Genomic DNA, 18,722 nt, shown 5'->3' with positions numbered 1-18,722 from the left:
CTTCGGCATGTATTGCGCGCGCACTCCGGTTCCCTGCGCGCCGTCCACGGCTACCTGATGGCCGCTCGCTATGTGTTGTTAGCCGCTTACAGACGCGTGGCGCGATGCACAGCAGTTGTGCAGGCGCCCGCACTCACCGCGCATATGCATACGGCCCGAATGTAGCGCCGACAAAACCACCGGCCGACTCGGTGCTGAGCACGCGCGCATCGCCCTGTTCAAGCAGCGTCTGCCATTGTCCTTCACCGACTGCGTAATCCACATGCACGCGCGCAGCATCCAGCGCGAAGCGCAGCTTCACCGGCTGCGTGAGATCGGGCAGTGGCGCGCGTGCCAGCTCGGTGCCGGTGTTTGGCTGCTGCGCTCCCGCACGGCGATATAGCACCACCGCGGTGCCGCTGCCTCGCGTACCAGCATGGGGGCAGGAAGCTGCTCTCCTTGGCCACAATCGCCAGGCCGGCTTGTTCGCCAGGGGCCAGCGCACTGCCGTCCACGCTGGCGACCAAGGTGGCGTGGTGAGAGCCGCGCGTTGTGGGCGTGTCGCTCAACGTCAACTGGCAGTAATAGGGTAATCGGTTGACTGCAGTCACTGCGGCGTCAGCGCAGCAGTGATGTTTCGTGTGTGGATCCAGGCCAGCTGCGTACATGCGCAGCTGGCCTTTTTGTTGCGTTACCGATGGCTCAACACCGAACGCACCCAGCTGACGATCTGCGCGCTGCTCACCGCGCCCGAATGCCGGCCAAGCTCCTGCCCACCCTGGATGACCAGCAAGGTGGGAATGCTACGGATGCCAAAGCGCGTGCCCAGCGCCGGATGCAGGTCGGTATCCACCTTGGCCAAGCGCACCTGCGGTTCCAGCGCGGCGGCGGCCGCGGCAAATTGCGGCGCCATGCTCAGGCACGGCCCGCACCACGGCGCCCAGAAATCCACCACCAGCGGCAGTGCACTGCGCACCGCGTGCTTGTCGAAATCTGCAGTCGATAGGGCCACCGGCGTGCCCAGAAACAGTGGCTGATGGCAGCTGCCGCACTTGGGCGCGTCGCGCAGGCGCGTGGGCGCGATGCGGTTCATCGCAGCGCAACTCGGGCAGGCGATCAGAAGCGATGCGTCGGTCATGTGGGTCTCCAGTAGGCGGCGCTGCCTGCGCTGCCCGGCTATCACTGGCCGCGCGCATGCTGCATGTCGCCAGTGTAGCTGCCACGCCCAAAGGCGCTGTGCCCAGGGCCAGCGGCTGTACCATTAAGCGGATGCGTGGCGAGCTGCCTGCGCGCCGTAGCGCGCTGCATCGCTCAGGCCGACTGGCCGAGCGTCACGATCGGGACGAAGCCGCCGTAGACCATGCGCTTCCCGTCGAACGGCATCGGGTTGACGGACGGATCCATGCGCGGGTCTTCCATCATCTTGCGCATGCCTCCATCGCGGGTGGCCTTGTCCGGCCATTCGATCCAGGAAAACACCACAGTCTCTTCATTGGTTGCGTCGACTGCGCGATAGAAGTCGGTCCACTTTCCTCGCTGGACATCGTCGGCCCAGCACTCCACTACGCGCAGCGCGCCGTACTCCATGATGACAGCATCGCCCATGCGGGCATGCGCGATAAATGCGTCTTTGTTGGCCGTGGGCACGGCAAGCACAAAACCATCGATATACGACATAACCACCTCCGCAGACAGGGCGCACGATGTGCACCCGAGGATGACCAAGGGATGTTGGTGCGACCAAGAACTGGAGAGCAGTGGGGCAGGAGCGTGCATCCAGCGCGCTGGCCGTACGAGCATACGGTGCATGCAGCGCGACAGCACTGCTTGAGTTGGCTATCACGCGGGCTGACAGACGCGCTACTGCCGGGTTCGCTGGTGCGACGGTAGTCGATACGGCAGTCGTGGATTGTGCGTTGATTGATGGAGGCCCCTGGCCGCCAAATCTTGCTGGAAGAAGCGCCAAATGCGCGGCCAAACACGCGTTGGCCACGCAGCTTTACCATTCCGGCGTTATCTGCAATTGCTGAAGCGCGGCGAGTTGCTGTTCCGGCGCAACGCTTCAAGAGCATCCTGGCTGCGCGCTACGCGGGTGCAGTGCGCCCGTTCACGCCCGCTGGCATCGCGGGCGCTGTGAGACGTGCGGAGGTTAAGCCGCCAGGTTGTGGCGGCGCAGTCTGGCTTCGAACACTACGTCGCCGTCTTCGTTGCGCGCCTGCAGCGTGCCACCGTGTGCCCTGACGAATTGGTCGGCAATAAACAGCCCAAGCCCCAGTCCCTGGCTGGCATGGAAGCTGGCCTTGAACGGTTCGAACAGACGCGGCATCAGGCTGTCGGGAATGTGGCCGGCGTTGCGCACCGACAGGCGCAGGGTGTCGTGTTCGCGGCCATCCAGATGCACCTGCACCGGATGGCGGCCGCCGTGTAGCACGGCGTTGCCGACCAGATTGGACACCACCTGCGCCAACCGGTCGCCATCGCCATCGCCATCCAGGTCGCCCTCGGTGCGCAGGTCGATGGTGGTGTGCGGATTGGCCTGCGCCACTTCGCCCACCACGCTGTGCACCACCTCGCCCAGGTTGCATGGGCCGAACTGCATCGGCAGCCCATCGGTGCGCAGGCGCGAAAAATCCAGCAATTGCTCGACCATGCGCGACATGCGGTGCGCGCTGTTTTCCAGTTGTTCCAGCGTGCGCGCAGCCGAACTGTCGGCATCGACATCCAGGCCCAGTTTGTCGGCGCACAGCAGGATCACCGACAGCGGCGTGCGCAGGTCGTGGGTGAGCACGGCCATCATGGTTTCGTTGAGCGTGAGCGCGCGTTCCAGCGAGGCGTTGCGTGCCTTGAGCAACCGTCGCTGCTGGTACAACTCGATGAACACGTTGACCTTGCTCAGGATCACGTGCGGCTCGATCGGCTTGTGCAGAAAATCTACGGCGCCGGTTTCGTAACCCTGGAAGGCACGCATCGGATCGTTCGGCGAGGCGGTCAAGAAAATGATCGGCACATGCCGGGTGCGCTGCGAGCCGCGCATCAATTCTGCCAGCGAAAAGCCGTCCATTTGCGGCATGTGCACGTCCAGCAGCGCCAATGCCACGTCATGCTCGAGCAGCAGTTCCAGCGCCTGCGCACCGGACGCGGCGCACAGTACGCGGATGCCGTCGCGTTGCAGCAGCGCTTCCATCGCCACCAGATTCTGCGGCACATCGTCCACGATCAGGATCTTGGTGGATTCGGTGTCGTTGCTGCTTGCAGACTGGCCGGTCGCGGTGAGATTCATGCGTGAAAGGCTTCCAGTCGGGTGCAGATGGCCTGCAAGGTGAGCACCGCATCGGCGCCGGCGTGGGCGAGGGCGGAGGCGGGCATCAATGACGCAGCGGCGTCGTCGGGGCGCTGGATCCAGGCGGTGCCGCCCACAGCGCGCACCGCCGCCACACCGGCGCTGCCATCGGCGCTTGCACCGGTGAGCAGAATCGCCAGCAGGCGCTCGCCAAACACGTCGGCAGCCGATTCGAACAAGGGGTCGATTGCGGGGCGCGAAAACAACACTGGCGCATCCATCGACAACGCCAGGCTGTCGCGGGTTTCCACCAGCAGGTGATAGTCGGGCGGAGCGACAGTGACGGTGCCAGCCAGCAGCGGCTGTTTGTCTTCGGCCTCGCGCACCGGAAGCGCGCAGCGCGCATCCAGTAGCTCGGCGATATGGCTGGGACGGTCGCGCGGCAGATGCAGCACGACCAACACCGGCATCGGTAAATCCGCTGGCAGCCCGGACAACAGCGCCTGCAAGGCCATCACGCCACCGGCGGATGCGCCGATCACGATCGCGTCGAACTGCTGTGCATTCGGCATGCGGCTCATGCGGCCTTCCGATACAGCCGCTGCTCACGTGCGCACGCTTCGAACGCCTGCGCATGCGCGCCGAACTGCAGCGACTCCTTGCTGCCCAGCCCGAGAAAGCCGCGATGGACCAACGCATCGTAGAACAAGCCCACCGCACGATCCTGCAAGCTGCGGTTGAAATAGATCAGCACATTGCGGCACGACACCAAGTGCACTTCGGAAAACACCGTGTCGGTGGCCAGGCTGTGATCGGCGAATACGATATTGCGCTTCAAGCGCCGGTCGAACACCGCACCGTTGTACGCGGTGGTGTAGTAGTCCGACAGCGATGTGCGGCCACCGGCGTCCAGATAATTGCGGCTGAACTGCGCAATGCGATCGATGCCGTACGCGCCAGCTTCGGCCAGGCTCAATGCTTCCGGGTTGATGTCGGTGGCATAGATCACCGACTTTTCCAGCAGGCCTTCTTCGTGCAGCAGGATGGCCAGCGACCAGACTTCTTCACCGGCGCTGCAGCCTGCCACCCACAATTTGATCGAGGGATAGGTGCGCAACACCGGCACCGCATGCTCGCGCAGCATGCGGAAATACGCAGGGTCGCGGAACATCTCCGAGACCTGCACGGTAAAGAACTGCATCGCCTGCGCAAAGGTGTCCGGTTCGTGTAGCAGACGGTGCTGCAGATCGGCTACACGTGCGCAGTCGAAACGCGCCATTGCGTGGCGCATGCGCCGCCGCAACGAGGACACCGCATAGTCGCGGAAGTCGTAGTGATAGCGCTGGTACACCGCTTCCAGCAGCACACGCAGTTCCAGATCGAACAGCTCCACCGGGTTCATTGCCGCGAGCACCACACGCGGCACAGCGACACCAGCTTGTCCACATCGATGGGCTTGGCGATATAGTCGTTGGCCCCAGCTTCCAGGCAACGCTCGCGGTCGTCGGCCATGGCCTTGGCGGTCAGCGCGATGATGGGCAGATCCTGCCACTGAAGGTTGGCACGGATCTGCCGCATCGCGGTGATGCCATCCATCTCCGGCATCATGATGTCCATCAGCACCAGATCCACCTCGTGTTTGGCCAGGTGCTCCAGTGCCTCGCGGCCGTTGCGTGCAATCTGCAGCGTCACGCCCAGCGGTTCGAGCACGCTGGAAAGCGCGAAGATGTTGCGTACGTCGTCTTCTGCCAGCAGCACGGTGGCACCGTCCAGCACTGCATCGCGTCGGCGTGCTTCGCGCAGCAGGCGCTGCTGATCGCTGGGTAACGAGGCTTCCACGCTATGCAGGAACAGCGTCACTTCATCGAGCAGACGTTCCGGCGAGCGCACGCCCTTGATGATGATGCTCTTGGAATAGCGGCGCAGGCCTTGTTCTTCGTCGCGGGTGAGCGCACGCCCGGTGTAGACGATCACGGGCGGGAAGGCGACCGCATCGTTGCCGGCCATGCGTTCGAGCAAGTCGTAGCCGCTGCCGTCGGGCAGGGCCAGATCGGTGACCATGCAATCGAAGGTGGAACCTGCCAGCTGCTCCATCGCCTCGGCAATACTGCCCACTGCGACGATGTCCAACTGGTCGCGCGCCAACAGCAACTGCAGATTCGCGCGCAATGCGCTGTCGTCTTCGACGATCAACAGGCGGCGTACTGCACGCGCATTGGTTTCTTCCAGCTGACGGATCGCACCGGCCAGCAAGTCGCGGGTGGCCGGCTTGATGAGATAGCCGACCGCGCCAAGCTCCAGTGCAATCTGGCTACGTTCGAGAGCGGATACCACGTGCACCGGAACGTGGCGTGTGGCCGGGTCGCGCTTGAGGCGTTCGAGCACGCTTAGGCCAGACGCATCCGGCAAGCCGATGTCGAGCAGGATGCCGCTGGGGCGCAGCTCGGCTGCCAAGCGCAGTGCTTCTTCTGCGTTGGGAGCCACCACGCAATCGAAATCCAGTTCGTGTGCCAGGTCCACCAGCGCCTGCGCAAAACGGGTGTCGTCTTCCACCGCCAGAATGAGGCGGCCGGGACGGCTGCGTTGGTCGCGATCATCGTCAGCGCGCCGGATCGGTGCAGCACTGGGCGAAGCGATCGGCAGCGGGGCGATGTGGGTGGCCGCAAGAGAATGTGCGCCGGGTTGCGCGGCTGTTGACATGCCGCGGTGCTGTTGCACGGAGCCGCCCGCTGTCGAATGCGGTGCCGTGGCAGCATTCGCAGTTACATCCGCTGCGCCGATCACTTCCGCAGGTGCACCATCAGTTGGCAATTCCAGCGTAAAGCAGCTGCCGCGGCCCGGCTCGCTGTCCACACTGATACTGCCGCCCATGCGTTGCGCCAGGTCGCGCGAAATCGACAAGCCCAGCCCGGTGCCGCCATAGCGGCGACGCGTGCTGCCATCGGCCTGACGGAACGCTTCGAAGATCACTTCGCTCTGTTCGCGCGCGATGCCGATGCCGGTGTCGGTCACCGCAAAGCGCACACGGCCCGGCGCATGGGCCTGCACCGACAGACTGACCTTGCCGTGTTCGGTGAACTTGATTGCGTTGGCCAGCAGGTTCTTGAGGATCTGCTGCAGGCGCTGGTTGTCGACCACCAGCTGTGTCGGCGCATCGGCAACGGCTGCGATCTCTAATGCCAGGCCCTTCTGCCGCGCCAGCGGCTCGAAGGTTTCGCGCAGGCGTTGCAACACCGAAGTGGTGGCCACGGTTTCGTCGGCCAGTTCCACATGCCCTGCTTCGATCTTGGACAGGTCCAGGATGTCGTTGATCAGCGTCAGCAGGTCGTTGTTGGACGACAGGATGGCCTGCGCGTATTTCACCTGCTCGGTGCTGAGTGTGCCGTCCTTGTTGTCGGCCAGTAGCTTGGCCAGGATCAACGCGCTATTGAGCGGCGTGCGCAACTCGTGCGACATGTTGGCCAGGAATTCGGACTTGTAGCGCGAGGCGGTGGATAGCTCGTTGCTATTGCGCACCAGCTGATTCTGCGCAATCAGCAAGGCCTGTCTCTGCGCTTCCAGTGCCTGGGTGCGCTCTTCCAACTGCACGTTGGTCTGTTCCAATTCTGCCTGCTGCACTTCCAGATCGCTTTGCGATTGCTGCAGGCTGCGGCGCTGTTCTTCCAGTTCTTCGTTGGCGACGCGCAGCTCCTCCTGCTGGGTCTGCAGTTCTTCGCTCTGCCGTTGGGTTTCTTCCAGCAAGGTCACCAGCTGCGCGCGCAGCAATGCTGTGCGCAGGGCAAGGCCGATGTTTTCGCCGCAGCGTGCCAGCAGTTCTTCTTCGCGCGACCCGGCGGTGAGTGGGTCGGTCACGCGACCGAGTTCAATGATGCCGATCACCCGACCATCTGCCGTAACCGGCGCCAGCAGCAATTCCTGGCAGCCGCTCTGGCCCAGCCCGGAGGCGATCTGCAGATGGCCGGCGTCCACGCCGCGTAGGCGCCGCACCGTGCCACGTTGCAGCACTTCGCCGAGTTGGCCGGCAGTGGTTGGCAGTGTCTGCGGAAGATCGGGCGGCAACGCCGCACCACCGGTGAGCCGCAGGCGTTCGCCTTCAATGCGATACAGCGCGCCCACCTGCGCATCCAGCGTCTTGCACAAAGCGCGCACCGCGGCGTCGGCCAATTCCTGCGGCGCCTGATCGCCGCGCAAACTCGCCTCAACCGTATTTTCTGCTTGCTGCAGCCACAGCGCGAATTCGGCCTGCCGGCGTGCGCGGATCGCTTGCATCACCACAAATGCCATGGCCAGAAACGACGCGCCGCCGATGCTGCGGTTGACCGATGAAAAACTCGAATTATTGCTCGGTGGCGCAAGTTGAAAACCGATCGCCAGCAAGGCGCACGACAACGCGCCCACCACAAGTGGTACCTGCGGGCGGCTTTGAAACACCGTCACGCCGACCGCAACGAAGTAGGTCAGCCACACCGCATAGCCGAGCGGAGTGACCAACTCCATGCCCAGCGTGCCAGCCATCAAGGCCCCCGCGATGACCCAAATCCAACGGTCGCGTGTGGTCGAGATGTTGGGCATAAGTCGCGCGGACCGAACTGAGAGGGCGGTCATGGTAGCCGATAACTTTCACGCGCAAATCGCCGGAAATTTGACGCTTTTTGCTGCCGGGTTGGCTTGCACGCAACCTTCACGGACCCCTCACTAAGGTCGCGCGCTTTTCCGGGGGAAACATCGCGCGATGGATGCGGAAACGGCCGTCGACAGTGCAGGGCCGCTTTCTTACGACAGCCGGCAGTGTCAGCTGTTGGTGCAGAGCGTGTCCGATTACGCGATCTACATGCTCGATATCGGTGGCCATATCCGGAGCTGGAACCCCGGCGGCGAGCGGATCAAGGGCTACAGCGCAAGCGACGTATTAGGCACGCATTTCTCGCGGTTTTATCTGCCCGAGGATGCGCAACGCGACGAGCCCAGCCGCAATCTGGAGATCGCCAGGCGCGAAGGACGCTTCGCTGCCGAAGGTTGGCGCCTGCGCAAGGATGGCAGCAGGTTCTGGGCGAGCGTGGTGATCGAACCAGTGCTGGAATTCGGGATGCTGGTGGGCTTTGCCAAAGTCACCCGTGATCTGACCGAGCGGTATGAGGCGCAGCATTTGCTGCAACAGGCGCAACAAGCACTGTTGCAGTCACAGAAGATCGAAGCGCTGGGTCGGTTGACGCTGGGCATGGCGCACGACTTCAATAACTTGCTCACGGTGATGGTGACCAGCCTGGATCTGATTGCACTGCGCGCAGGCGAGGATGCACGCACCCGCATGCTGATCGAAACGGCGCAAACGGCGGTGGATCGCGGCACCTTGTTGACGCGTCAACTGCTGGCCTTCGCGCGCGGGCAACGGCTGAATCCTGAGCGCCACGCCGTCAGTGACATCGTGACGCGTTCGTTAGCGCTATTGCGGCGTGCCTGCCCGTCGGCGGTGGATCTGTCGCTGCAGTTCGCCGATGCATTACCGGATGTGCGCGTAGACCCAGGCCAGCTGGAGGCGGCGTTGCTCAATCTGGTCTTCAATAGTTGCGATGCGATGCCTGCTGGCGGCGCAATCGCGTTGTTCACTTCTGCCGCGCAACGCACAGCGCCGTCAGATCCCCAAGGCGTACGGCGCCGGTATGTCGCCGTTGCCGTAGGCGACGACGGCCCAGGCATGTCGGCGCATGTTGCACAGCGCGCCAGCGAACCATTTTTCACCACCAAAGATGTCGGCAAGGGCTCAGGCCTGGGGTTGAGCCAGGTCTACGGCTTTGCATCTCAGTCCGGTGGCTTTGTTGAGCTTGAGACCGCACCTGGACGCGGCACCACCGTCACCGTGTTTCTCCCGGCCATTGAGGAGGCCGAGCATGACTGAATCCCTTCGCCTGCTGATGGTGGAAGACCAAGAAGAACTGCGCGAATTGATCGGCGAAGCGTTGCGCGATGCTGGCATCAGCGTCGACACCGCCGATGATGGTCAAAGCGCCTTGCGCATGTTGCGCGACAGCGGCCCGTACGATGTGGTGTTTAGCGATATCCGTATGCCCAACGGCATGTCGGGCATCGAATTGAGCGAGCAGGTGGCACAACTGCTGCCGCAGGCGCGCGTCATTCTGGCCTCCGGCTTCGCCAAGGCGCAGTTGCCGCCGTTGCCGGCTCAGGTCGATTTCCTGCCCAAACCGTATCGCCTGCGCCAGCTCATCGACATGCTCAAGAGCACTGCAGCCAACGCATAAACGTTGGCTGCGCGTGCCGCATCAACGGCTCTGGTAGTACACCTTGCCGATGGCAATCTCCACCGGTGCAGCCGGCGGATCGGTCACCGGTAGAAGGGCTGTTCGACCGCCTGCAGATCCAAGCGCTAGAACGCGCCGAACTTTGCCCGTCCGCCACACTGCTGGCTGCGGCTCACCCTCCATTCGCCTGACGTGCGCCTGACGTGCGCCTGCCGCAGCCCACGCACGCGATCGTTCACTGCAGCTTGAGCATCACGATCGAATGCGCCGGCAGCGCCACGTTCAATGCCTTGCCCTGCACACGGGCGCCCTTGAATACCGCTGGCGCGACGGCACGTGGTTGCGCATAGGTGTTGTGCGTGGTGATCGCTGGTGCGGTCAGGATCTGGCCCTCCACCGCACGCAGCGTCAGACCATCCACCTGCACGCTGACAGTCGCCGCCGCAGTGGTGTCCAGATTGGTCAACGCAATATACACATGGCCATCCTTTGCCTTGACCGCCGAGCCGTGCACCGCCGGCACATGCGTATCGCCATGACGGTACTCCGGGGTCTGCAATTGCAGCGGCAGGTGAGTGGCATCCTGGTAGGGCTTGTACATTGCAAACACGTGATAGGTCGGCGTCAGCACCATCTTGTCGCCATCGGTGAGGATCATTGCTTGCAGCACATTGACCATCTGCGCGATGTTGGCCATGCGCACGCGCGCGGCATGCTGGCTGAAGATGTCGAAGTTGAGGGAGGCCACCAGCGCGTCGCGCAGGCTGTTTTGCTGCTGCAGAAAGCCAGGATTGGTGCCGGGCAATGGCGCGTACCAGGTGCCCCATTCGTCAACGACCAGGGCCACTTTCTTGGCCGGGTCGTATTTGTCCATGATCGCGCTGTGCTTGGTGATCAGCTCGTCCATCACCAGCGCACGCGACAGCGTCTGGATCCATGCGGCTTCGTCGAACGTGGTCGAAGAGGCGCGCGGCGGCCAACCGCCCGGAATGGTGTAGTAATGCATGCTCAGCCCATCCATGTACTTGGTGGCTTCGCGCATCATCACCTCGGTCCAGTGGTAGTCGTCATCGCTAGGGCCAGGCGCGATCTTGAGGATCTTCTGGTTGGCCGGCGATTTAACGAAGGTCTGGTAGCGGCGGAACACATCGGCTGCGTATTCCACGCGCATATTGCCGCCGCAGCCCCACAACTCGTTGCCCACGCCGAAATACGACACCTGCCAGGGCGCGTCGCGGCCATTGGCGCGGCGCTCGTTGGCCAGGCTCGAACGGGTTGGCGCGGTCATGTATTCGGCCCACTGCGCGATCTCTTCCGGCGCAGCATCGCCCACGTTGCCGGCGACATAGGCCTGGGTGCCAAGCAGTTCGGTGAAATCCATGAACTCGTGCGTGCCAAAACGATTGGTCTCTTCCACACCGCCCCAATGCGTATTGACCCTGGTCGGGCGCTTGGCCGGCGTGCCCACGCCATCGCGCCAGTGGTATTCGTCGGCGAAGCAGCCACCCGGCCAGCGGATGTTGGGCACGGCGATGGCTTTCAATGCGGCGATCACGTCGTTGCGATAGCCGCGCGTGTTGGGAATCGGCGAATCCTCGCCAACCCACACGCCGCCATAGATACCGGTGCCCAGATGCTCGGCGAACTGGCCGAACAGTTGCCGCGATACCTGCGGACCGGGCTGGTCCACGCGCAAGGTGCCGCTGACTTTGACCTCTGCAGCGAAGGCAGCTGATGTGCTGGCAAGTAAGACGGCGAGGAAAACGGCATTCAACAGCTGTCTGCGCGATGTCCGCAACGCGAGGGAAATCCACTGCATCGGGTCGGTGCTCCTGTGCTGGTCGGTAGTCGGGCGGGTGCTGCTGCGAGGGAAGCGCGTCGTCAGCGTAGTGCGGGTGGTGGCACTTTGTATTGTTGCAGCGCGACCAGCGCGACCAGCGCATATCAGCGCAGACGAGCGCAGACGAGCGCGGCAGTGCTTCGCGCGCTGCAGTCGCTTCGCAGGCCAGGATGTGCGCAGCAGCATGGTCGGCAGCGGCGTCGTGCGGCTATGCTCGCTAGCTTCCCTCATCGGCAGGACGATCCATGCAGCGAGTGTTCGGGCAGTTGCCAGACGGTGTCGAGATCCACGCGCTCACGCTCCGTAGCGAGGCCGGTCTCGAGGCGGAAGTGCTCACCTACGGCGGCATCCTGCATACGCTGCAGTTGACCACCGCACAGGGCGTGGTGCCGCTGGTGCTCAACCTGCCGGATCTGCCCGACTACGCCGCTGACGGCGACAGCCTCAACATTCTGGTCGGCCGCTTCGGCAATCGCATCGCCGGCGCGCGCTACACGCTGGACGGCGTCAGCCACGTGCTGGCAGCAAATGAGGGGCGCAACCAGTTGCACGGCGGGCTGCGCGGTTTCGGGCGACGCGTGTGGAGCGTACTGGAGCAAGCGCCAGATCAGGTGCTGTTGGGTTATGACTCGCCCGATGGCGAAGAGGGCTACCCCGGCAATCTGCAAGTGCGTGCGCGCCTGCAGCTTCATGGGCTGCACCTGCAGCTGGACTTCGAAGCGCACTGCGATGCCGCGACTGCGTTGAACCTTACCCATCATCCATATTTCAATCTGTCCGGCGACCCGCAGCTGCGTGCTGCAGCGCAGGTGCTGCGCGTGCCGGCCGATCGCTACCTGCCGGTGGACGCCGAATCGATCCCCACTGGCGAGATCGCGTCGGTGGCCGCTACGCCATTCGATTTCCGCCAGCCTGCCGCGCTAGCCGATAGCACCGATCCGGCGCATCCGCAGATCGTCCTTGGCAAGGGCTACGACCAATGTCTGGTGCTGGCCGCCGACGCGGACTGCGTCGCCGAGCTGTATTCGCCGCACAGCGGCGTGGCGTTACGCATCCGCAGCGATGCCCCTGCGGTGCAGTTGTACGAAGGCCAACATCTGGACGCGCATCATCCGGGACTGGGGCGCGGCGTCTGCCTGGAGCCGCAGGACTACCCGGACGCGCCCAATCACGCCAATTTCCCTTCGACGATCCTGCGGCCCGGCGAAACCTATCGCCGCCGCATCAGCTATCACTTCGTCAGTGCGGGGCAGGACCAGCCCTGGGAGGCTGTGCGCGCCGCGCTGGATGCGTGAGGAGTTTTTAGAACGAAGGAGCTGGCTGGGCTGCGTCGTGCAGGCACGCGCAACCTGATTCCGCTGATTGCGTTATGAGCTCTGACGGGGCGAGCGCGTCACTCGGCGTATGCCTGGATTGCCAGTGACCTTTGGTGGGCCTAAGCCCTAGCGGCCTGCAGAAGATCGAGTCATGCGCACGTGCCTGCGCGCAGCGGCTACCACGCCAGGCAGGATGCGCCGGATGCAGAGGTTGCACCCGACCACCTTGGACTTCGAACCAACGCCGCCGCTGTGCTCACACCACGCTTAGCGCGGCCCTAGCACCAGCTCGATGACGAACTTGCTGCCGAAGAACGACAGCACCAGCAACAGCATCGCGGTCAGTGTCCAGTGCACGGCCTTGGTGCCACGCCAGCCATTGCGCCAGCGGCCGATCAACAGCGCACCGAACACGATCCACGACAGTATGCTGAGCACGGTCTTCTGCAGCAGCCGTTGCGCCAGGAAATCCTGCACGAACAACAGGCCGGTCAGCAGGGTCAGGCTCAACAGCACAAAGCCCACCGCGATCGTGCGAAACAGCAGCGTTTCCAACTCGGTCAATGGCGGCAGTGCGCGCAGCCAGGTGTGGAAATCGCGCCGACGCAGCGCGCGTTCCTGCAACCACAGCATGATCGCCAGCAGTGCCGCGATGCCCAGCGTGGCGTAGGCCAGCAAGGCCAGCCACGCATGCAATTCCAGCCGCCAGCCCAGGTCCGAGCTGGGCTCGTGGCCGTAGGCGTGATAGCTGGCCAGCAGAATCGCCGAGAGCGGGAATACCACCACGCCCACCGAGGCCATACGCCCGCGGCCACCGAACACGGCCGTCAGCGCAGCCATGCCCAGCCCGCACAACGACAACGCCGCGAAGAAATGCATGTCGGGCCCACCGGCGGTGCGCACGGCCACCAGCACGTGGTAGCCGGCGTGCAGCGCCACTGCGGCCAACGCCGGCGCCAGCCAGCGCGCAGGCGCCTGGTTGCCATCGCGCAACACCGCCCGAGTGAGCAGTGCCGTGGCCAGCAGATACAGGGCGAACGCGATGAGAACGATTGTCATCGTGGAAGTTTCGCATATTGATGGGGCGGGTATTGGAGATTCGGGAATTGGGATTCGCAAATCAGAAGCCGTGGCGCGCGAGGATCGGGGGACTGGGGAATAAGTGGCTGGGGCAGGCCACTGATTTGAGCAACGTTGAATGGCTGTGCGGCTTGGGCTGGTTTGGCTGGGCGGACCAGGTCGGACCTGGACAAGAGCGGGGGCGGGCAGCGCTAGGTCGGGTCGGGCCACTGCCGGGGCAGGCAGCCAGCCGGTGCCGCTATAATCGGCACCCGTTTCCCCTCCGCGGTCCTTTGCGCATGTTCGAGTCCCTTACCCAACGTCTCTCCGGCACCATGGAGCGCCTGCGCGGCCGCGGTCGCCTGACCGAGGAGAACATCCGCGAAGCCACCCGGGAAGTGCGCATCGCGCTGCTCGAGGCCGACGTGGCGCTGCCGGTGGTCCAGGCGCTGATCGAGCGCATCAAGGTGCGCGCGGTCGGTCAGGAAGTGCTCAAGTCGCTGACCCCGGGCCAGGCGCTGATCAAGATCGTGCGCGACGAGCTCACCGCCGTCATGGGCGCCGCCGCTGCCGACCTCAACCTCAATGTGCCGGCACCGGCGATCATCTTGATGGCTGGCCTGCAGGGTGCGGGCAAGACCACCACGGTCGGCAAGCTCGCCAAGCACCTGAAGGAAAAGCGCAAGAAAAAGGTCATGGTGGTCTCGGCCGACGTCTACCGCCCGGCCGCGATCGAGCAACTCAAGACCCTGGCCGAACAGGTTGGGGTGCTGTTCTTGGCCTCCGACGCCTCGCAGAAGCCGGTCGACATCGTGCGCGCCGCCATCAGCGATGCGCGCAAGTCGTTCGTCGACGTGCTGCTGGTCGATACCGCCGGCCGCCTGGCGATCGATGCGGCGATGATGGACGAGATCAAGGCGCTGCACGCCGCGGTCAACCCCACCGAAACCCTGTTCGTGGTCGATGCGATGACCGGACAGGACGCGGCCAACACCGCCAAGGCCTTCGGTGAGGCGCTGCCGCTGACCGGCGTGGTGCTGACCAAGACCGACGGCGACGCGCGCGGCGGTGCAGCACTGAGCGTGCGCTACATCACCGGCAAGCCGATCAAGTTCGTCGGTACCGGCGAAAAGACCGACGGCCTGGACGTGTTCCATCCCGACCGCGTTGCCAGCCGCATCCTGGACATGGGCGACGTGCTGTCGCTGGTGGAGCAGGTCGAGCACAGCGTCGATCAGGAAAAGGCCGCCAAGCTCGCCGCCAAGGTCGCCAAGGGCAAGAAGTTCGACCTCAACGACATGAAGGAGCAGCTCGAGCAGATGCAGAACATGGGCGGCATCCATGGGCTGATGGACAAGCTGCCGGGCATGGGCCAGATCCCGGATAACGTCAAGCAGCAGGTCACCGGCAAGGAAGTGCCGCGCATGATCGCCATCATCAATTCGATGACCAAGAAAGAGCGCCGCAACCCGGCCCTTCTTAACGGTTCGCGTCGCGCCCGCATCGCCCGCGGCTCGGGTATGCAGCCGGCCGACGTCAACAAGCTGATGAAGCAGTATCAGCAGATGGAAAAGATGATGGGCAAGCTGGCCGGCGGCGGCATGAAGGGCCTGATGCGCAACATGAAGGGCATGATGGGCGCCATGGGCGGCCGCGGCGGCATGCCGTTCCGCTGAGCAACCTGCGCAGGCCGCGCGCTGTGAAGACATTCGCAGGCGCGCACTGCGTGCATCTTGCGCTGGCCCTTGTGGTGGCGTGGCAGGCCACATCCGGCTGGGCAGTGGTCCCCGCAAGTATCGTGTTCTGGCTGTGTATCGCACTGGTTGCTGCTGGCATCGACCGCGTATTTGCGTCGCACCCTGCAGAAGTACAAGCGACACACTCAGCCTCTGGAGATACGGGCGACGGCAACCTTGCTGCGCAGGTGATCGTCCGCCTGCCACGGCTCGATGCAGCCGCGAAACGTGGCATCGAAAAAACCGTGCACGACGCCTTAGTGCGGCAGTGGCGCCGCCACATTGTGGACGTTACGCCTTACGAAGAAGAGCGCTATCCGCGGCAGGGCATCTGCACCACGGTCGAGTTGTTTCTGCGTGCCGGCGACCGGCTTGTACTCGCGTTTCATCCGGATGCGAACGCCAGTCCGCCTGCACCAGCGTGGCGCTGTGACCTATGGCCTCCGGCGCTACGCATTCGCAGTGGCTGGACGTGCCTGCTAATGGCGAGATGGACGTGCCGCTGACGCAGACCGGGGTGTATTCGATCGGCATTGGCCAGGCCTACGGGCACTGCCCGGGAGTGATCGGGTTATGGTTGCGCGTACCCGAGCCGGACCGGCTGGCGTTGTCGCTGAAGCCGGCATTCGAGTCGACCCTGCGTTACGCACGTCGCGACGATGGCGCGGCGGTGGTGCATATCTAAAACGAAGCGCAGCTGTCGTCGCATGCGCGTCTCGAGAACGTACCTGTGCACGGCACGCCGGCTGGTGCGGCGCTGTTATTCGCCAGCACCGACGATGTATGGGATGTATCTGCATGCGCGGACCCTTGCAACGTCTTGGCCCGCAGAAAACACCCATCTGCACCGCTACTTCCTGCGCGTGACTCAAGGCGATTTGCTGACACTGGAACTTGCCTGGGCCGCCACGCACTTTGATCGCCCCTTGCCGCTGCCCGATCAATGCACTGGTCGCACGCAAGGCGAGGTGCGTTTATTCAAGTTGGTGCGTGGGCCGGAGTTGGAGCATATGCGGGCGAGCGCAAAGGCGGCCGATTGCACGCAGCTCACCTGTCCCGCCGATGGCGATGACTGCCTGGAATTGCGGCTGTTCGGGCCGCCGGCGTGGCGCACGCAACCGGTTTCGTCGTTCGTCGATTTGCGCTTGTGGGGCGCTTATCTACAGCGTCCGCACCGCTTGCGTGACTTTGCGTTGGAGAATGTCTGGGTCGAAGATTGGTACCAGCAACTCATGCCGGTGCCGAGGCATTAACGCAACAGGTCCGGCATGCAGTGCACTTGCGATTGAGCATTTTGCCTGTGCCGGCATCAGTGTCTCTCCATCGCGGTTACCATGCGCCATCCCATGGTGTGCGCAGTGGTTGATGACCAGATTCTCCAACGTCGATGCCTTTCAGCAGCGCTTCGGCCTACGCCTTCCGATCCTGCTCAGCCCCATGGCCGGCGCCTGCCCGGTGCCATTGTCGGCGGCGGTCGCGAACGCTGGTGGCATGGGCGCGATGGGTGCGGTGTTGTTGCAGCCGCAGGACATCGTGGCGTGGATGACCGCGTTCCGTGAGGCCAGCGCAGGGCCTGCGCAAGTCAATCTGTGGATTCCCGACCCGGCGCCTGCGCGCGATGCGGCTACCGAAGCGCGCCTGCGTGCGTTTCTTGCGCAGTGGGGACCACCGGTGCCGGAGGCGGCAGGCGATACACTGCCTGCCGATTTCGATGCGCAATTCGAGGCCTTGCTGGCTGCGCGTCCAGCGGTTGCGTCCTCGATCATGGGCGTATTTCGGCCCGATCAGGTGGCACGCCTCAAGAGTGCCGGCATCGCCTGGTTCGCCTGCGCCACCACGCTTGACGAAGCGCTCGCCGCGCAGGCAGCAGGTGCCGATGCTGTGGTTGCGCAAGGTGCCGAAGCTGGTGGCCATCGCGGTGCATTCGATGCCGGCCGCGCAGCGCAGCAGATGACCGGGCTGTTCGCATTGCTGCCGCGTCTGGTCGATCGTCTAGATATCCCGGTCATCGCTGCCGGTGGCATTGCCGATGCACGCGGCATTGCCGCGGCGCTGACGCTGGGCGCCAGCGCTGTACAGATCGGCACCGGCTTGTTGCGCACGCCCGAAGCGGCACTGCCGAGCGCCTGGGCCGACGCGCTGGCCCAGGCCGAGCCGGAGCACACCCAACCAACCCGCGCATTCTCTGGCCGGCTGGGCCGCGCCCTGACCACAGCGTATGTGCAGGCCGCTGGCGCTGCAGACGCACCGCCACCCGCGCCTTATCCGGTGCAGCGCGGGCTCACCGCGCCAATGCGGCAGGTTGCGGCGCGCGCGAACCGTCTGGAGGCGATGCAAGCCTGGGCCGGCCAGTCCGCCTGGATGGCGCCTGCACAAACGGCCGCGCAGGTGGTGACACAATGGTGGGAACAGGCGCAGGCGCTGCTGTGCCGCTGATCTTTTGCAACGGCGCGGCCGCTACCGTGCAGCAGCTCAGTGCTGCCGCGTTGAACAACTACGGCCACTTCACCACGCTGCAGGTGCGCGACAGCGCTGTGCTGGGGCTGGACCTGCATCTGCGCCGTTTGCGGCACGACAGCGCAGCGTTGTTCGGCACATCAATCGATGCAGAAGTCATTCGCACGCAGTTGCGCGCTGCGTTGTCGGTTGCCGGCAGCACCGATGCGAGCGCGCGCATTACTGTTTTTTCGCAGGATTTCGACCTGCGCGATCCATCGCGCGCCGTCGCACTGGATGTGCTGGTCTCGCTCGCGCCGGCCGCACAGATGCCAGCCACTGCAACGCGCGTGCAGCCCGTCCATTACGTGCGTGAGCTGCCGCTGTTCAAACATGTCGGCACCTTTCCACTACTGCAGCTGCGCCGCCACGCAATGCTGGCCGGTTTCGACGATGCGCTATTGATCGATTCCCAGGAGCATCTGGTGGAAGGTGCGTTCTGGAATCTTGGCCTGTGGCAGCATGGCAGGGTGGTATGGCCGCAGGGGCCGGCCTTGCCTGGTACCCGGCAGCGTTTACTGCAGGCCGGGTTGCAGATGCTCGGGGTTGAGCAGGAAGTGCGTCCGGTCGCACTAAGCGAGCTGGACAGGGTCGATGGCGGCTTCAGCTGTAATGCCCGCGGGCAGCAGGCGCTGGCGGCGGTTGGGTCTGTGCACTGGTCGGCAGATTCCGCGCAGCTTGCGATCCTGAACCAGGCGCTGGAAACCCAGGCCTGGCAACGGATCTGAGCGATTCCTGGGTGACTTGGCTTCGCCACCG

Annotated in this window: 16 protein-coding genes, 1 other RNA gene and 1 pseudogene; 9 read left to right on the top strand and 9 right to left on the bottom strand. The window is 64.2% G+C overall.

Features of this window, described 5'->3' with window-relative positions; translation table 11 throughout:
* Positions 1 to 7 precede the first annotated feature (7 nt).
* Positions 8 to 84, top strand: a non-coding RNA gene (locus KWO_RS15495) — sX9 sRNA.
* Between the two features lie 49 nt (positions 85 to 133).
* On the opposite strand, the pseudogene KWO_RS15490 reads toward KWO_RS15495, so the two are convergent.
* The 7 genes and pseudogenes from KWO_RS15490 to KWO_RS15460 form a co-directional block, all read right to left on the bottom strand.
* A pseudogene (locus tag KWO_RS15490) lies at positions 134 to 518 on the bottom strand (beta-xylosidase family glycoside hydrolase); the annotation flags it as partial.
* A gap of 152 nt (positions 519 to 670) precedes the next feature.
* Positions 671 to 1,117 carry a thioredoxin TrxC gene (gene trxC / locus KWO_RS15485; protein ID WP_010380599.1) on the bottom strand — a complete coding sequence of 149 codons (447 nt, stop codon included), beginning with the start codon at positions 1,115 to 1,117 and terminating at the stop codon, positions 671 to 673.
* Positions 1,118 to 1,290: 173 nt separating this feature from the next.
* Complete coding sequence (locus tag KWO_RS15480) at positions 1,291 to 1,656, bottom strand: DUF1428 domain-containing protein (protein ID WP_010380597.1); 366 nt, start codon at positions 1,654 to 1,656, stop codon at positions 1,291 to 1,293.
* Positions 1,657 to 2,128: 472 nt separating this feature from the next.
* Positions 2,129 to 3,259: a hybrid sensor histidine kinase/response regulator gene (locus KWO_RS15475; RefSeq protein ID WP_010380595.1), complete on the bottom strand. Its 1,131-nt coding sequence runs from the start codon at positions 3,257 to 3,259 to the stop codon at positions 2,129 to 2,131.
* A complete protein-coding gene (locus KWO_RS15470; RefSeq protein WP_010365877.1) occupies positions 3,256 to 3,840 on the bottom strand; it encodes a chemotaxis protein CheB in 585 nt (194 codons plus the stop codon). Before KWO_RS15470 ends, KWO_RS15475 begins: the two co-directional genes overlap by 4 nt.
* Complete coding sequence (locus KWO_RS15465) at positions 3,837 to 4,685, bottom strand: CheR family methyltransferase (RefSeq protein ID WP_017113037.1); 849 nt, start codon at positions 4,683 to 4,685, stop codon at positions 3,837 to 3,839. Before KWO_RS15465 ends, KWO_RS15470 begins: the two co-directional genes overlap by 4 nt.
* A complete protein-coding gene (locus KWO_RS15460) occupies positions 4,658 to 7,831 on the bottom strand; it encodes a response regulator (protein ID WP_010380592.1) in 3,174 nt (1,057 codons plus the stop codon). The genes KWO_RS15465 and KWO_RS15460 overlap by 28 nt, the downstream gene beginning before the upstream one ends.
* 160 nt (positions 7,832 to 7,991) lie before the next feature.
* Here KWO_RS15460 and KWO_RS15455 point away from each other — a divergent pair, with 160 nt between their 5' ends.
* Positions 7,992 to 9,155 carry a two-component system sensor histidine kinase NtrB gene (locus KWO_RS15455; protein ID WP_010380590.1) on the top strand — a complete coding sequence of 388 codons (1,164 nt, stop codon included), beginning with the start codon at positions 7,992 to 7,994 and terminating at the stop codon, positions 9,153 to 9,155.
* Positions 9,148 to 9,516, top strand: coding sequence for a response regulator (locus KWO_RS15450; RefSeq protein ID WP_010380588.1), 369 nt, complete (start codon positions 9,148 to 9,150; stop codon positions 9,514 to 9,516). The genes KWO_RS15455 and KWO_RS15450 overlap by 8 nt, the downstream gene beginning before the upstream one ends.
* Positions 9,517 to 9,751: 235 nt before the next feature.
* On the opposite strand, the gene KWO_RS15445 is transcribed toward KWO_RS15450, so the two are convergent.
* The gene (locus tag KWO_RS15445; RefSeq protein ID WP_010380586.1) at positions 9,752 to 11,335 is read right to left on the bottom strand and encodes an alpha-N-arabinofuranosidase; all 1,584 of its coding nucleotides are present in this window, start codon (positions 11,333 to 11,335) and stop codon (positions 9,752 to 9,754) included.
* A gap of 266 nt (positions 11,336 to 11,601) precedes the next feature.
* Here KWO_RS15445 and KWO_RS15440 point away from each other — a divergent pair, with 266 nt between their 5' ends.
* On the top strand, positions 11,602 to 12,651 hold the full coding sequence (locus tag KWO_RS15440; protein ID WP_010380584.1) for an aldose epimerase family protein: 1,050 nt from the start codon (positions 11,602 to 11,604) through the stop codon (positions 12,649 to 12,651).
* Positions 12,652 to 12,939: 288 nt separating this feature from the next.
* Here KWO_RS15440 and KWO_RS15435 read toward each other — a convergent pair whose 3' ends face one another.
* Positions 12,940 to 13,731 carry a cytochrome C assembly family protein gene (locus KWO_RS15435; RefSeq protein WP_010380583.1) on the bottom strand — a complete coding sequence of 264 codons (792 nt, stop codon included), beginning with the start codon at positions 13,729 to 13,731 and terminating at the stop codon, positions 12,940 to 12,942.
* Between the two features lie 299 nt (positions 13,732 to 14,030).
* On the opposite strand from KWO_RS15435, the gene ffh reads away from it, so the two are divergent.
* The 5 genes from ffh to KWO_RS15415 all read left to right on the top strand — a co-directional run bounded on the left by ffh (position 14,031) and on the right by KWO_RS15415 (position 18,691).
* Positions 14,031 to 15,407: a signal recognition particle protein gene (ffh, locus tag KWO_RS15430; RefSeq protein ID WP_017113034.1), complete on the top strand. Its 1,377-nt coding sequence runs from the start codon at positions 14,031 to 14,033 to the stop codon at positions 15,405 to 15,407.
* 496 nt (positions 15,408 to 15,903) lie between these two features.
* Positions 15,904 to 16,152, top strand: a complete 249-nt coding sequence (locus tag KWO_RS23095; protein ID WP_234030064.1) for a hypothetical protein — start codon at positions 15,904 to 15,906, stop codon at positions 16,150 to 16,152.
* A gap of 178 nt (positions 16,153 to 16,330) precedes the next feature.
* Positions 16,331 to 16,720, top strand: a complete 390-nt coding sequence (locus KWO_RS23090) for a hypothetical protein (protein WP_227254257.1) — start codon at positions 16,331 to 16,333, stop codon at positions 16,718 to 16,720.
* A gap of 112 nt (positions 16,721 to 16,832) precedes the next feature.
* The gene (locus tag KWO_RS15420; RefSeq protein ID WP_010380578.1) at positions 16,833 to 17,903 is read left to right on the top strand and encodes an NAD(P)H-dependent flavin oxidoreductase; all 1,071 of its coding nucleotides are present in this window, start codon (positions 16,833 to 16,835) and stop codon (positions 17,901 to 17,903) included.
* Positions 17,894 to 18,691: an aminotransferase class IV family protein gene (locus KWO_RS15415; protein WP_010380576.1), complete on the top strand. Its 798-nt coding sequence runs from the start codon at positions 17,894 to 17,896 to the stop codon at positions 18,689 to 18,691. Before KWO_RS15420 ends, KWO_RS15415 begins: the two co-directional genes overlap by 10 nt.
* The last annotated feature ends 31 nt before the right edge of the window (positions 18,692 to 18,722 follow it).

Source organism: Xanthomonas vasicola pv. musacearum NCPPB 4379, assembly GCF_000277895.2.
Lineage (GTDB): Bacteria > Pseudomonadota > Gammaproteobacteria > Xanthomonadales > Xanthomonadaceae > Xanthomonas > Xanthomonas vasicola.
The sequence above is the reverse complement of the archived record's forward strand: the minus strand, read 5'-3'. Positions and strand labels throughout refer to the sequence as shown.

Excerpts from the sequence above, each read along its gene's own strand:
- trxC (WP_010380599.1), bottom strand. The coding sequence starts at position 1,117 with ATGACCGACGCATCGCTTCTGATCGCCTGCCCGAGTTGCGCTGCGATG.
- KWO_RS15480 (WP_010380597.1), bottom strand. The coding sequence starts at position 1,656 with ATGTCGTATATCGATGGTTTTGTGCTTGCCGTGCCCACGGCCAACAAA.
- KWO_RS15475 (WP_010380595.1), bottom strand. The coding sequence starts at position 3,259 with ATGAATCTCACCGCGACCGGCCAGTCTGCAAGCAGCAACGACACCGAA.
- KWO_RS15470 (WP_010365877.1), bottom strand. The coding sequence starts at position 3,840 with ATGAGCCGCATGCCGAATGCACAGCAGTTCGACGCGATCGTGATCGGC.
- KWO_RS15460 (WP_010380592.1), bottom strand. The coding sequence starts at position 7,831 with ATGCCCAACATCTCGACCACACGCGACCGTTGGATTTGGGTCATCGCG.
- KWO_RS15455 (WP_010380590.1), top strand. The coding sequence starts at position 7,992 with ATGGATGCGGAAACGGCCGTCGACAGTGCAGGGCCGCTTTCTTACGAC.
- KWO_RS15450 (WP_010380588.1), top strand. The coding sequence starts at position 9,148 with ATGACTGAATCCCTTCGCCTGCTGATGGTGGAAGACCAAGAAGAACTG.
- KWO_RS15445 (WP_010380586.1), bottom strand. The coding sequence starts at position 11,335 with ATGCAGTGGATTTCCCTCGCGTTGCGGACATCGCGCAGACAGCTGTTG.
- KWO_RS15440 (WP_010380584.1), top strand. The coding sequence starts at position 11,602 with ATGCAGCGAGTGTTCGGGCAGTTGCCAGACGGTGTCGAGATCCACGCG.
- KWO_RS15435 (WP_010380583.1), bottom strand. The coding sequence starts at position 13,731 with ATGACAATCGTTCTCATCGCGTTCGCCCTGTATCTGCTGGCCACGGCA.
- ffh (WP_017113034.1), top strand. The coding sequence starts at position 14,031 with ATGTTCGAGTCCCTTACCCAACGTCTCTCCGGCACCATGGAGCGCCTG.
- KWO_RS23095 (WP_234030064.1), top strand. The coding sequence starts at position 15,904 with ATGGCCTCCGGCGCTACGCATTCGCAGTGGCTGGACGTGCCTGCTAAT.
- KWO_RS15420 (WP_010380578.1), top strand. The coding sequence starts at position 16,833 with ATGACCAGATTCTCCAACGTCGATGCCTTTCAGCAGCGCTTCGGCCTA.